10 protein-coding genes and 4 pseudogenes are annotated in these 12,708 nt (G+C 32.6%); 9 read left to right on the forward strand and 5 right to left on the reverse strand.

Annotation, left to right across the window (positions count from 1 at the left end; all coding sequences use genetic code 11):
- Positions 1 to 66: 66 nt before the first annotated feature.
- The 3 genes and pseudogenes from gap (at position 67) to ACQ9BO_RS25375 (ending at position 3,264) form a co-directional block, all read left to right on the forward strand.
- Positions 67 to 1,065: pseudogene (gene gap / locus ACQ9BO_RS25365) on the forward strand (type I glyceraldehyde-3-phosphate dehydrogenase).
- 25 nt (positions 1,066 to 1,090) lie between these two features.
- Positions 1,091 to 2,491, forward strand: a complete 1,401-nt coding sequence (locus tag ACQ9BO_RS25370; protein ID WP_431242967.1) for a histidine kinase dimerization/phospho-acceptor domain-containing protein — start codon at positions 1,091 to 1,093, stop codon at positions 2,489 to 2,491.
- Complete coding sequence (locus ACQ9BO_RS25375) at positions 2,488 to 3,264, forward strand: ATP-binding protein (protein ID WP_431242968.1); 777 nt, start codon at positions 2,488 to 2,490, stop codon at positions 3,262 to 3,264. The genes ACQ9BO_RS25370 and ACQ9BO_RS25375 overlap by 4 nt, the downstream gene beginning before the upstream one ends.
- Positions 3,265 to 3,291: 27 nt before the next feature.
- On the opposite strand, the pseudogene lpxK reads toward ACQ9BO_RS25375, so the two are convergent.
- From lpxK to ACQ9BO_RS25390, 3 genes and pseudogenes are all read right to left on the reverse strand, one after another.
- Positions 3,292 to 4,310: pseudogene (gene lpxK / locus ACQ9BO_RS25380) on the reverse strand (tetraacyldisaccharide 4'-kinase).
- Between the two features lie 5 nt (positions 4,311 to 4,315).
- Positions 4,316 to 4,597, reverse strand: a complete 282-nt coding sequence (locus ACQ9BO_RS25385) for a Txe/YoeB family addiction module toxin (RefSeq protein ID WP_091496383.1) — start codon at positions 4,595 to 4,597, stop codon at positions 4,316 to 4,318.
- On the reverse strand, positions 4,573 to 4,815 hold the full coding sequence (locus tag ACQ9BO_RS25390; protein WP_431242969.1) for a DUF2683 family protein: 243 nt from the start codon (positions 4,813 to 4,815) through the stop codon (positions 4,573 to 4,575). Before ACQ9BO_RS25390 ends, ACQ9BO_RS25385 begins: the two co-directional genes overlap by 25 nt.
- Positions 4,816 to 5,012: 197 nt before the next feature.
- Here ACQ9BO_RS25390 and ACQ9BO_RS25395 point away from each other — a divergent pair.
- The 3 genes and pseudogenes from ACQ9BO_RS25395 to ACQ9BO_RS25405 all read left to right on the forward strand — a co-directional run bounded on the left by ACQ9BO_RS25395 (position 5,013) and on the right by ACQ9BO_RS25405 (position 7,939).
- Positions 5,013 to 6,106 (forward strand): annotated as a pseudogene (locus tag ACQ9BO_RS25395) (Nif3-like dinuclear metal center hexameric protein).
- A 3-nt stretch (positions 6,107 to 6,109) separates the two neighbouring features.
- On the forward strand, positions 6,110 to 6,889 hold the full coding sequence (locus ACQ9BO_RS25400; protein WP_431242970.1) for a zinc ribbon domain-containing protein: 780 nt from the start codon (positions 6,110 to 6,112) through the stop codon (positions 6,887 to 6,889).
- A 186-nt stretch (positions 6,890 to 7,075) separates the two neighbouring features.
- Positions 7,076 to 7,939: pseudogene (locus ACQ9BO_RS25405) on the forward strand (alpha/beta fold hydrolase).
- Between the two features lie 196 nt (positions 7,940 to 8,135).
- Here the strand turns inward: ACQ9BO_RS25405 and ACQ9BO_RS25410 are convergent.
- The gene (locus ACQ9BO_RS25410; protein WP_431242971.1) at positions 8,136 to 8,816 is read right to left on the reverse strand and encodes an ArsR/SmtB family transcription factor; all 681 of its coding nucleotides are present in this window, start codon (positions 8,814 to 8,816) and stop codon (positions 8,136 to 8,138) included.
- Between the two features lie 75 nt (positions 8,817 to 8,891).
- On the opposite strand from ACQ9BO_RS25410, the gene ACQ9BO_RS25415 reads away from it, so the two are divergent.
- From ACQ9BO_RS25415 to rluF, 3 genes are all read left to right on the forward strand, one after another.
- Entirely contained in the window at positions 8,892 to 10,049 is a 1,158-nt protein-coding gene (locus tag ACQ9BO_RS25415; protein WP_431242972.1) for a cytochrome P450, read from the forward strand.
- A 57-nt stretch (positions 10,050 to 10,106) separates the two neighbouring features.
- Positions 10,107 to 10,397, forward strand: a complete 291-nt coding sequence (locus ACQ9BO_RS25420) for an antibiotic biosynthesis monooxygenase family protein (protein ID WP_431242973.1) — start codon at positions 10,107 to 10,109, stop codon at positions 10,395 to 10,397.
- Between the two features lie 214 nt (positions 10,398 to 10,611).
- Positions 10,612 to 11,430 carry a 23S rRNA pseudouridine(2604) synthase RluF gene (rluF, locus tag ACQ9BO_RS25425; RefSeq protein ID WP_431242974.1) on the forward strand — a complete coding sequence of 273 codons (819 nt, stop codon included), beginning with the start codon at positions 10,612 to 10,614 and terminating at the stop codon, positions 11,428 to 11,430.
- A 48-nt stretch (positions 11,431 to 11,478) separates the two neighbouring features.
- Here rluF and ACQ9BO_RS25430 read toward each other — a convergent pair whose 3' ends face one another.
- On the reverse strand, positions 11,479 to 12,666 hold the full coding sequence (locus ACQ9BO_RS25430; protein WP_431242975.1) for a DUF4173 domain-containing protein: 1,188 nt from the start codon (positions 12,664 to 12,666) through the stop codon (positions 11,479 to 11,481).
- Positions 12,667 to 12,708 lie beyond the last annotated feature (42 nt).

The following is a 12,708-nucleotide window of genomic DNA, read 5'->3' on the forward strand; positions in this document are numbered from 1 at the left end:
CGCAAAGAGGTTTAACGGTTTCGAGCAAGTAAACGATTTTAACGATTAAACGAATAAACCAAATAATTGAAAACAAGAATTGCTATAAATGGTTTTGGAAGAATTGGAAGAAATTTATTCCGCTTGCTTTTAAACCATCCTGAAATTGAAGTTGTTGCAATCAACGATATTGCCGACAATAAAACGATGGCACATTTAATAAAATACGACAGCATACATGGTGTTTTGCCCTATGCAGTGAGCCATGATGAAGAATCAATTATTGTGGACAACAAGCAGTATTTATTTTTTCACGAAAAAAGCATTTCAAATTTAGACTGGAAAAGCCACAATATTGATTTTGTAATAGAATCAACTGGAAAATACAAAACACACGAAGAATTAAATGCGCATCTGGAAGCTGGAGCAAAAAAGTGATTCTTTCGGCTCCTTCAGAAGTTGATACAATAAAAACTGTAGTTTTAGGTGTAAATGAAAACATTCTGGATGGAAATGAAAATATAGTTTCAAATGCAAGTTGTACAACAAATAATGCTTGCTCCAATGATAAAAATCATTGATGAACTATGTGGCATCGAGCAAGCATACATTACAACTATACATTCATACACTACTGACCAAAGCCTTCACGACCAGCCACATAAGGATTTACGCCGAGCGAGAGGTGCAAGTCAGTCAATTGTTCCAACAACTACAGGTGCGGCTAAGGCATTAACAAAAATTTTTCCTAAATTGCATCAAAAAATCGGAGGATGCGGCATTCGTGTACCTGTTCCCGATGGCTCATTAACAGATATTACTTTCAATGTAAAGCGCGCCGTTACTATTGAAGAAATTAATAAAGCTTTTGAAAAAGCCTCAAAAACAAATTTAAAAGGAATATTAGATTACACAGAAGATCCTATCGTTTCTGTTGATATTATTGGCAATACGCATTCGTGTTTATTTGATGCTCAACTTACATCAGTTATTGATAAAATGGTAAAAGTTGTAGGTTGGTATGATAATGAAATTGGCTATTCATCAAGATTAATAGATTTGATTTTACTGATAAGAAAAACATAGATTCATTGTAAAAGCATTGCAATACATGAAATACCACATTCTTATTCTTATTTGTTTTTTAAATTCATTTTTGTATTCTCAAACTAAAAAGAATACAGATAGCGTTTCCTATTATAATAAATTAGCCAACTCAAATCTTGATAAGCAAAAGTATAAACAAGCCGTTTTTTACACTAAAAAATCTATTGACTTTTGCCAAACCAATAATAAAACCGAAAACTTAGCCAATCAAACTTTCAAGCTGGGAAAAATTTATTACAACCAGCAAAAATATGATGAGGCGCTAAAAAACTTTCACAAAAGCGTTTCCTTATTTGACAAAGTAAAACCAACATGCACTAAAATTTTGGCACTTCATTATATTGGAGCCACAAACACTGCACAAGGAAACTTTGAAATTGGCAATATCTATTACAAAAAAGCAGATAGTTTATTAAGAGAGCTAAAACTTGTTGATCATGCTGAAATTTTGGATTATCAAAAGGCAATGGCATTAAAAATTGGTAAAAATCTACCGCTTTCAGCAAAGACTTTCCAAAAAATAGTAAACAAACCAGACAACCCAAAAATAATCAAAACCAAAGCCGATTCGTATTATCAGCTTGGATTGATTGAAACAACGCTGAAAAGAAATGACTCTGCTTTAGTTCATTTTGATAACGCATTAGATTATAGCGCCAAAAACAACAACTTGGCTCAAAAATCTAAAATCATACTTGCTATTAGTCAATACTACAAAAAGAATCGGAATTTTGATCTCGCCTATTCGTATCTCGATGAGCATTACCAAATCGAAAACTATATTTTAAAACTGAAAAATGCAAAATTAGATTTCAATGATTTTGAGAAATTCAAAAAAACACAATCTATAAACAATACGCTGAAACGCGAAAGTGATCAAAAAATCCAGCTAAAAACCTATCGCTATTCAAAATTGGTAAGTATTTTAGCCATTGCATTAATTTCGATTTTATCGCTTTTAAGTTTGGCTTTATATAAAAACAACATTATTCGAAATCAGAATAATTTGCTTTTAAGAGAAAAAAACAAAGAATTGATTCTTGCCAAGAACAAAGCAGAAAAAGCATCAAAAGCCAGATCTGAATTTTTGTCAACAGTGAGCCATGAACTCCGGACACCATTGAATGCGATCAACGGAATTACGCATTTGCTTTTAGAAGACAATCCAAAAAAGAATCAATTAAAGTACTTGGAATCTTTGAAATTTTCAGGCAACTACTTGACTACATTTATCAACGAGATTTTAGAAATCAACAAAATCGACTCCACAAAAGTTGAAGTTGAATACATCAGTTTCAATTTAAAAGAGCTTTTATTCAACATTCAGAGCTCTCTTAAAGAATTGGTCACGCCAATAAAAACTATTTCAATCTTGAAATCGACGAAGCTATTCCTGACAATTTGATTGGCGACCCAACAAAATTATCTCAAATCATTCTCAACCTAATCAATAACGCTTTAAAATTCACACAAAACGGACATGTAAATGTGATCGCAAAATTGTATGCAATTGAAGAAGAAAATGCAACCGTTTATTTTGAAATCGTGGATACCGGAATTGGAATTCCTGAAGACAAACTGCAAACTGTTTTTGAGAGTTTTTCTCAAGGTTCTATTGAAGTAAACCGCAAATATGGCGGAACAGGCTTAGGCTTGACTATTGTAAAAAAACTCATTGAACTCCTTGGAGGAGAAATAAAACTTAAAAGTGAAGTGGGCAAAGGATCGACGTTTACCTTTAAACTGAATTTCAATATTAATACTGAACCATTGGAAGTTGTTGAAGAAACCACCAAACTTTACAGCGACAAACAATTAGAGCACAAATCGATTTTATTGATTGAAGACAATAAAATCAATCAGATGATTACGCGTAAAATGTTGGAAAACAAAGCAATTTCTTGCGAAATAATCGATAATGGAGAAGAAGCTGTCGAACTTTTAAAAGTGAAACGTTTTGATATGGTTTTAATGGATGTGCATTTGCCTGGAATTAACGGAACAACCGCGACAAAAATGATTCGAGAGTTTGACAAAACAACTCCGATTATTGCGCTAACAGCAATTTCTCTTGACGAAAACAGAGATATGCTTTTGTCTTTCGGAATGAATGACGTTATTACAAAACCTTTTGTTCCAGATGAATTTTATAGCATAATTGCTAAGTTTTTTGATTGATTTTTGAGATGCTAAGGTTCTAAGTTGCTAAGATTCTAAGCTTCTTTTGACATACTCCAAAACTGTCGCATCAAAATTTTGTTGATGATTTATAAACGAACTTTTTATAGGTAGATAATACAATTGCGAAACTAGTTTTGAATCTTTTAATCGAACATAATCTTTTTCCGTGGTAATGATTTTTTCCCATTTGCTTTATTCTGAATGGAGTCTAAATCGGCTTCAGAAAAATGGTGATGATCAGGAAAAGTCAGACATTCGTCTGTTGCATTTTTTAGATAATCGAAAAATGGTTTTGGTTTTGCAATTCCGGCAAGAAGTAATTTTGATTCTGATTTTATTTCATTAACCAAAACTTTTTCTTTTCCATAAATTACATCATCATAATCTATAAAAGTAAAAAAGCTTTGTTGCGAACAACTTAAATTTAATTTCAATCGAATTTCAGCTTGTTTTTCTTCAGATAAATTCCTCGGGCATTTTGTTATAACAACAATATTTGCACGGTTTGCCCCGCTCCTACTTTCACGCAAATTTCCTGTCGGAAGCATGAAATCATCTGCGTACAAATCATCGTAGGAAGTCAATAAAATATAAAAACCAGCTTTTACTTTTCGGTGTTGATACGCATCATCAAGCAATACAATTTCTGGTTTTTCTTTCTGCGAAAGCAATTGCTGGATTCCGTTTGTTCTGTCCGCATCAACAGCAACCTGAATATTTGGAAATTTTTGATAGAATTGAAAAGGTTCATCTCCCAAAATTTCAGCATTTGAAGTTTCATCAGCCAAAACAAAACCTTCTGATTTTCTTTTATAACCACGACTTAAAGTTGCAACTTTATATTTATCAGATAATAACCGAATTAGATATTCAATTTGAGGCGTTTTTCCAGTTCCGCCAACGCTTAAATTTCCAACGGCAATAACAGGAATATCAAATGAAGTCGATTTTAAAATTCCCTTGTCAAAAAGAAAATTACGGATCGAAGTTATGAATCCGTATAAAATGGCAAATGGAAAAAGTAATTTTCGAAGTAAGTTCATAGAAGTTATTTATCAGAATAATGCCCCATTGCAGAGATTACAAAAACGGTTACGATATCTTCCTGAACTTTATATATAATCCTGTCTTTAGAATTTATTTCTCTGGACCAAAACCCGCTCAATCCATATTTTAATGCTTCAGGTTTCCCAACACCTTCATAAGGTGTTTCGCTAAGCTCTTCTAAAATTTGATTAATTTTTTTGATACTTGCTTGATTACCTGCTTTGAAATGTTTTTTTAAATGTGACTCTGCTAATTTTTCTATTTTAAGCCTAAACTTCCCCATACATCTTTTGGATCAACCTCTTTATATTCACCTCTTTTATCTGCTTCTAATACCATTTTTACAAATTCGGGATTATAGGTGCTTTTTTCCGCTTTAAGTTTTTTAGAATCTGTTTCAATAATCTCAATTTCTTCAAAACCTTTAAAACTATCAAACATGGCGATAAAAGCTTTTCCTATCTTAGTACGTTCGTTTATTTTTACAGTTAGCGTTTTCATAGTTCTTGATTTAAAAACAAAGATACAAAATTGATACTATTAGTAATACTATGTATTACTGGCAATACTAAATTGTACAACACAATATTATCCAAATATTTTAAAGTTGATCAGTTTCTTCGTTAATTTGTTTTAGCATTAAAGGTTTTTGATTCTAAGAAAAAATCTGAAACCCAAAACTTGAAACAAAAAATTAAATGAAAATCAAAAATATAATATCAGTTCTAGAAGAAATGGCACCTTTGGCTTACGCCGAAGATTTTGACAACGTCGGACTTTTAGTTGGAAATTCAGAAACTGGAAGTACTGGCGTTTTAGTTTGCCACGATGCCTTAGAAAATGTGATTGATGAAGCAATTTCTAAAAATTGCAATTTGGTAGTTTGTTTTCATCCGATATTATTTTCTGGAATCAAAAAAATCACAGGCAAAAATTATGTTGAGCGAGCTATTTTAAAAGCTATTAAAAATGATGTCGCTATTTTTGCCGTTCATACTGCACTTGACAATCATTCGGCTGGTGTGAACAAAATTTTCTGCGATGCATTAGGTTTGACAAACACCAAGGTTTTGATTCCGAAGCAAAGTTTCATTCAAAAATTAGTGACTTATACCGTCCCAGAAAATGCTCAAAAAGTACGTCAAGCTTTGTTTGATGCTGGCGCAGGAACAATTGGAAACTATGACAATTGCAGTTTCAATTCAGAAGGAATAGGAACTTACAAAGGAAATTCTGAAAGCAATCCTGTAATTGGTGAACGACATGAATTGACTGAAACTCAAGAAATCAAAATCGAAGTTACGTTTGAAAAGCATCTTCAATCCCGAATTTTAAAAGCGCTTTTCGAAAATCATATTTATGAAGAAGTGGCATATGAGATTTATAATCTTGAAAATTCACATCAGAATATAGGCTTGGGAATGATTGGTGAATTTGAAAATGAAATGGATGAAAAAGATTTTCTTCATTTCGTAAAAGATAAAATGATTGCAGATGGAATTCGTCATTCGGCATTTTTAGGCAAAAAAATAAAAAAAGTTGCCGTTTTAGGCGGATCAGGAAGTTTTGCCATAAAAAATGCAATACACGCCGGAGCAGATGCTTTTTTGACTGCCGACTTAAAATATCATCAATTTTATGAAGCCGAAAACAAGCTTCTTTTAGCCGATATTGGTCATTTTGAGAGCGAACGCTATACAAAAAACTATATTGTTGATTTTCTTCGAAAAAAATTCTTAATTTTGCAATCATTTTATCGGAAGAAAATACAAATCCAGTTAAGTACTTATAGAATATGGCGAATACGAAAGAATTAAGTGTTGAGGACAAGTTAAGAGCAATATACGATTTACAGCTTATTGACTCTAGAATTGACGAAATCAGAAACGTTAGAGGAGAACTTCCTTTAGAAGTTGAAGATTTAGAAGATGAAGTTGCAGGTTTGAGCACTCGTTCAGAGAAACTGAAAGGTGAACTTGAGGTAATTGAGGAGCAAATCAAAGCAAAGAAAATTGCTATTGAGGAGCACAAAGAGGTTATTAAAAAATACACAAAACAACAAGAATCAGTTCGTAATAACAGAGAATTTAATTCTTTGACAAAAGAAGTTGAATTTCAAGAATTAGAAATTCAATTGGCTGAAAAGCAAATCAAAGAGATGAAAGCTTCTATCGAGCACAAAAAAGAAGTTATTTCTAATTTAAAAGAAAAACTTGATGCTAAAAGCTCTCACTTAAAACATAAAAAATCTGAATTAGACGCTATCATGGCTGAAACTCAGAAAGAAGAATCTTTCTTAACTGAGAAATCTGCTGAATATGCCGCACAAATCGAAGACAGATTATTAGCGGCTTACAACAGAATCAGAAGCAGTGTTCGTAACGGATTAGCTGTAGTTTCTATCGAAAGAGGAGCTTCTGCTGGATCTTTCTTCACAATTCCACCACAAACTCAGGTTGAAATTGCTTCAAGAAAGAAAATCATCACTGATGAGCACTCTGGAAGAATTTTAGTTGATACTCAATTAGCTGAAGAAGAAAAAGAAAAAATGGAACAATTGTTCGCAAAATTCTAAATATCAAGTCCCGATTAAATCGGGACTTTTTTTTGTTAAATATTTTTTTGCCACTAATTTCACTAATTTCCACTAATTTTTAATTTGTTTCTAAATGGAATAAAAATTCGTGCTAAATTTGTGTAATTCGTGGCGAAACTTTTTTAATCGATTCCCGCATATTATTTTACATTTAAATTACTTGTTTTGGGAATTAAAAAAAGCATTCGTTTTATTACATTAAAATCAGTTGGATCTTATATTAACTTTTTGAGTTACGTGCGTCCACAAAAAGCAATGGAGCTTTCTTATGCGCTTTTCAGTCAGCCTCGAATTGGCAGATTAAAAAAGAAGAGCTTCCGAAGGTTTTGAGAAATACTGAAACAGAAATATTTCATCATAACGAACATCATTTTCAAACTTATATTTGGAAAGGAAATGAAACTAAGATTTTATTAGTTCACGGCTGGGAAAGCAATGCTTCACGCTGGAAAAAACCTTGCCACATCTTCAAAAATCTGGAAGCACCATAATCGCCATTGACGCGCCTGCACACGGACAAAGCAGTGGAAAAGAATTCAACGTACCTCTTTACGCCGAATTTATCAATAAAGCGGTCGAGAAATACCAGCCAGAAATCATTATCGGACATTCTATTGGTGGTGCGGCATCTGTATATCATCAATATTTATTTCCGAATACCAGCATCAATAAAATGGTGATTTTAGGAGCGCCATCTGAATTGAAAACTTTGATTGATAATTATGTGTCAATGTTGAGTTTGAATAGCAAGATGTTTTCGCTTTTAGAAAGCAAATTCTTAGATCGATTTAATTTTAAACTGGAAGATTTTTCTGGACAGAAATTTGCTTCCGAATTTAATATCCCAGGACTAATTGCGCATGATGTTTCAGATAAAATTGTTGCTTTTGAAGAAGGAAAAAAATAGCCAGCAATTGGAAAAATAGCAAATTTATTGAAACAACTGGTTTAGGCCATGGAATGCACGATGATGAATTGTACGATAAAGTGATTGAGTTTCTTTTTCTTCGAAAGATTCTGAGCCACTAAGTCGCTAAGACTCTAAGTTTTTTTATAGAACATTGACCACAATATTGTCATTCCGAGGAACGAGGAATCTCCGCAAGAAACTCCGTTCCTAAAATCGTCAATCTTTGTCGAGTTCTTGCGGAGATTCCTCGTTCCTCGGAATGACAAACTTTACGCGAAAATCTAAAATTCTAATAATCTAAGAAGTCTAAGTTGTCTAAACAACAATCCTAAAATGCTTCAGCAATTCCTTCTCTCCTTTTCCTGTAACAATTATTACTCGGGAATTTTCAGTTTTCCTGAGCCAGTCTTCTTTTATCATTTTATTAAAAAGCAAAGTTCCGACAGAACCGGCAATATGATTTCTGCGTTCGCTCCAATCTAAACACGGTTTTAAGAAAATTCGTTTTTGTTTTTGCGCTTCTTCCAAATTAATTCCAAAATCTGAAAACCATCTTTTCCCCTCTGGACTTATTTCAAAAGTATTATTTTGATCTACAATTATTTTTTGTTCCAATAAACTATCCGTTAACGCAACGCCAATTTTTCCTGCCAAATGATCATAGCAAGTTCTGCAGAATTTTATTGGAGGATATTTTTCGGTTTTACTTTTTGAAGAAACTTCAGGTTTCGGAACCAAACTTGCCATTGCTTCAAGCGCGTACGCGACTTCTTTATTTGAAAATCGGTAATATTTATGACGCCCTTGTTTTTCTACACAAAGCAAATTTGCATCAAGAAGTTTGCCTAAATGCATACTTATATTTTGTGGCGAAGTGTTTACGCTTACTGCCAATTCTGTTGCTGTAAAAGCTCTTCCGTCCATTAAAGTCCACAAAATTGAGGCGCGTGTTGGATCGCCAATTAAAGAGGCCGTTTTTATAAATTGATCTTCCATTTTAAATATTCATAGTTAAGCGCAGAATGAAGTATCATCTTGTAAAGTTAAATAACTTTGCTAAAAACATCCCAAATGACTTCGACTTTATTCCTTCAATCTGATATCGAAAATCCTTACTTAAACTACAAAAACATGTTGCAAAACAATCCAGTTTATTGGGATGAGACAGATAAAATATGGGCGATATATTCTTATGAAGATTGTGTTGCTGTTTTGAAAAATCCAAAAGCCGAGATTCCAGCAGTAAATCCAAACAACGAACAAAAACTGAATAAACATGCTCAAAAAATTCTAACCAATTTAACCCGATTGTCAAACGGAATTCAGCATGAAATTTCAAAAGAAATTGCAATATTGTTGTTTTCAAAAATGAAATCTGTTGGTATTAATTCTATTATTTCGCAATTAATAAAAAATGATTTGACTGAAAATAAAATGGATTGGATAAATTCGGTTTGCAAAAAATTGCCGGTTTTGGTTATTTTGAAAAGTTTTGATTTTGAGGAAAAAGATTGCGCATTTATTTCAGATCATATTGAATCTTTGGTTAAAATAATGCTTCCGCAAAAAACTGAAGCACAAGTAAAATCTATTAATGAAATTTCAGAAACCATCTTTTCAATTGTAGAAAAACAGCTTTTTCAACTAAATTTTTATGAATCTTTACCAAATAAAATTTCGAAGCCAAATTCTCTTTCGCTTGACGAAATCAAAATAATAAGCATTAGCAATTTAATTGGATTATTTATTCAGAGTTTTGACGCTGGAAGAGGAATTTTGAGTAATTCGCTTTTGCAAATTCTTAATCATAAAACTTTTTCGAATAAAATTGAAATACAAAAATCGGTTATCGAAACTTTGCGTTATGATCCGCCCATTCATAATACCAGACGAATTGCGACTGAAGATTTATATATCGGCGAAAGCCTAATTAAAAAAAACGATGTGATTTTAATTGTACTTGCATCGGCAAACCGCGACCCTGAGAAATTTGAAAACGAATCAAAATTTGATATTGAAAGAAATAGCAATGCTGAAAATCTAACTTTCGGAATTGGTGGTCACATGTGCTTGGCGAAACATTTTTCAATTCATTTAGCAACTGAAGCTTTATGGTTTTTATTTGATAATTATAAAACGATAGAACTTTTAGACAATAATATTCAATACGAACCCATGATCAACGCCAGATTGCCAAAAAAATCTGGATTTCATTACAATAAAAAATAAAAATATGATAGCTGTAATTTTTGAAGTTATTCCTAATGAAGGAAAAAAGAAGAATATTTGGATATTGCTTTAAGTCTGCGTCCAGAATTAGACCACATTGAAGGTTTTATTTCGATTGAGCGTTTTCAGAGTTTTACCAATCCTGAAAAGGTTTTGTCTTTGTCTTTTTGGAGAGATGAAGAAAGTATTCAGCAATGGAGAAATCTAGAAATGCATCGCCACGCACAAGCAAAAGGAAGAAATGAAGTTTTTAAAGATTATCATCTAAGAATTGCAAGTGTTGTTCGCGATTATGGAATGTTTGATCGAAAAGAAACGCCTCAGGATAGTTCTGAATTTCATTCTTAAAAAAAGGTGCTAAGGTTCTAAGTTTTTTTTGATAGTAACCACATTTTTGTCATCCTGAGGAACGAAGGATCACACTCGTAACTCGACAAAGATTGGCGATTCTGCATGTGGAATTTCTAGTGTGATCCTTCGTTCCTCAGAATGACAAGATTGTGGAAAATCTAAAATCTAAAATCTGCATTCTAAAATCTTAAATTTTGCCTACTTTTGCAATATGGAAGAGAATTTAAAACGTCTGAATAAATTTATTGCCGAAACGGGTTTCTGTTCTCGTCGTGAAGCCGATAAACTTATCGAAGAAGGACGTGTGACAATAAATGGCGTTGTACCGGAAATGGGGACCAAAGTTTCGCCAGAAGATGAAATACGCGTAGATGGAAAATTGATAGTTGAAAAGCACGAAAAAATGATTTATTTGGCATTCAACAAACCTGTTGGAATTGAATGCACAACTAATCTTGAAGTTCGAAATAACATTGTGGATTATATCAATTATCCAAAACGAATTTTCCCGATTGGAAGATTGGATAAAGCCAGTGAAGGCTTGATTTTTATGACCAATGATGGCGATATTGTGAATAAGATTCTGCGTGCAAGAAACAACCACGAAAAAGAATACACGGTTACAGTAAACAAACCTATTACAGAGCGCTTTATTCAAAGAATGGGAAATGGAGTTCCGATTTTAGATACTGTTACCAAAAAATGTAAAGTGGAGCAAATCAGTAAATACACTTTTAAAATCATTTTGACACAAGGTTTAAATCGTCAAATTAGAAGAATGTCTGAATATTTGGGTTATGAAGTTACAGCGTTGAAGCGTATCCGAATTATTAATATTTCATTAGACGTTCCTGTCGGGCGTTACCGCGATTTGACTGATGACGAAATAAAGGAATTAAATCAATTGATTGAGCCTTCAAGTAAAACCGAAGAAGCAAGTTTACCAAAAGTTGAAGCTCCTGCTCCAACTCGAAGAAAAACTTTTATCTCAAAACACGATCCTAGATTCCGAAAAAGAGGTGATAATTAAACTGAATTCATAAAAAATCCGAACTTTTGAAGTTCGGATTTTTTATTTTTATTTTTCCTCTGTTAGAAAATCATAATATAAAGCTTTAGACAAAAATGTAGAATTTTGGTAAAAATCGACTAGTTCTTCTCGCTCCATTTCGGTTTTGCCACCATCTAAATGATTTTTTTGAAAATACGCTCTGCGTGCCTCTTCATTAAAATTCAAACCACTTAAAAATTGTGGCGTTACTCCTTTGTTTACAGAAATATTATAATTGGTAATGATATTTCCCCAATTTACATAACTACAAATAAGAACTGTTCCGTAGAAATACCAAACCATTTGATTGACTAAATAAGCGTTTGTTTTTTGTTTTGTGATTTTCAAAAATGTGTAAACCAAACCAATAATTGCCAAAACAAGAAAAGCATAGACCCCCAGACGTTTGTAGGTCAAACCAAAAAATGAAACATATTCAGAATTTTTAATAATCGTACTTATAATCAAAATTCCATTTAAAAAAATCCAGATTTTAGCCAATGTTTTAAGAAGCGTCGCTTTTTTGTCAAAATTGAATCCGCCTTTGAAATAAAACATAATTACACCAACCGCCATTAGAATTGAAAGTATAACAGAATTTACTCTTTCATGCGTATCAGCACTCAGTTTAGAAGCCTGCGCCGTAACTACTTCAAAAAACTGTTCATAATTATAAGTCGCAATGAAAACCAAAAGCATCAAATTCAATAATCCTAAAGTGATCACACCGCTTTTTCTTTCGAAATCCAAATCCAAAAATGAAAATGTATTCTGGTTTTTGACTTCGGCAATATTCTTAAATTCATTATCAAGAAGTTCATTTTTTTCATAACAAACTTCAGGAACCCAATAATTCCAAAAACTAAATGAAATATAAAAACCAGCAATACTCAACAGCAAAAACTGGGGCACGTCAATATCTAATTGATAATCTGTAAAAAGAGAAGAAAAATGTGTGCTTCCAAAAGAATAGACAACGAAAAACAATCCTAGAAAAATTGCCGGAATCAAAACAAAAGCAATCAACTTTTTAGCAAAATTATTATGAATTTGCTTTTCTGGAAGCCATTGTTTGAAAATCCAAATACGTCCTAAAGAAGTTATTCCGTTTAGAATTATCAATGGAAAAATCTGAATGATTTTTAATTTGTTTTCCTGTGTTTTGAATTGCAAAAATAAAATTGAAAGCGCCATCGCGAAGAAAGAAGCAAGCATCTCCGTACCATCCAAAAGCAAGAGCAGACAAAACCGATGTCA

Source organism: Flavobacterium sp. P21 (genome assembly GCF_050632225.1).
GTDB lineage: Bacteria > Bacteroidota > Bacteroidia > Flavobacteriales > Flavobacteriaceae > Flavobacterium.

Coding starts and splice junctions, on each gene's coding strand:
- ACQ9BO_RS25370 (WP_431242967.1), top strand. CDS start 1,091: ATGAAATACCACATTCTTATTCTTATTTGTTTTTTAAATTCATTTTTG.
- ACQ9BO_RS25385 (WP_091496383.1), bottom strand. CDS start 4,597: ATGGGGAAGTTTAGGCTTAAAATAGAAAAATTAGCAGAGTCACATTTA.
- ACQ9BO_RS25390 (WP_431242969.1), bottom strand. CDS start 4,815: ATGAAAACGCTAACTGTAAAAATAAACGAACGTACTAAGATAGGAAAA.
- ACQ9BO_RS25400 (WP_431242970.1), top strand. CDS start 6,110: ATGGCGAATACGAAAGAATTAAGTGTTGAGGACAAGTTAAGAGCAATA.
- ACQ9BO_RS25410 (WP_431242971.1), bottom strand. CDS start 8,816: ATGGAAGATCAATTTATAAAAACGGCCTCTTTAATTGGCGATCCAACA.
- ACQ9BO_RS25415 (WP_431242972.1), top strand. CDS start 8,892: ATGACTTCGACTTTATTCCTTCAATCTGATATCGAAAATCCTTACTTA.
- rluF (WP_431242974.1), top strand. CDS start 10,612: ATGGAAGAGAATTTAAAACGTCTGAATAAATTTATTGCCGAAACGGGT.
- ACQ9BO_RS25430 (WP_431242975.1), bottom strand. CDS start 12,666: ATGCTTGCTTCTTTCTTCGCGATGGCGCTTTCAATTTTATTTTTGCAA.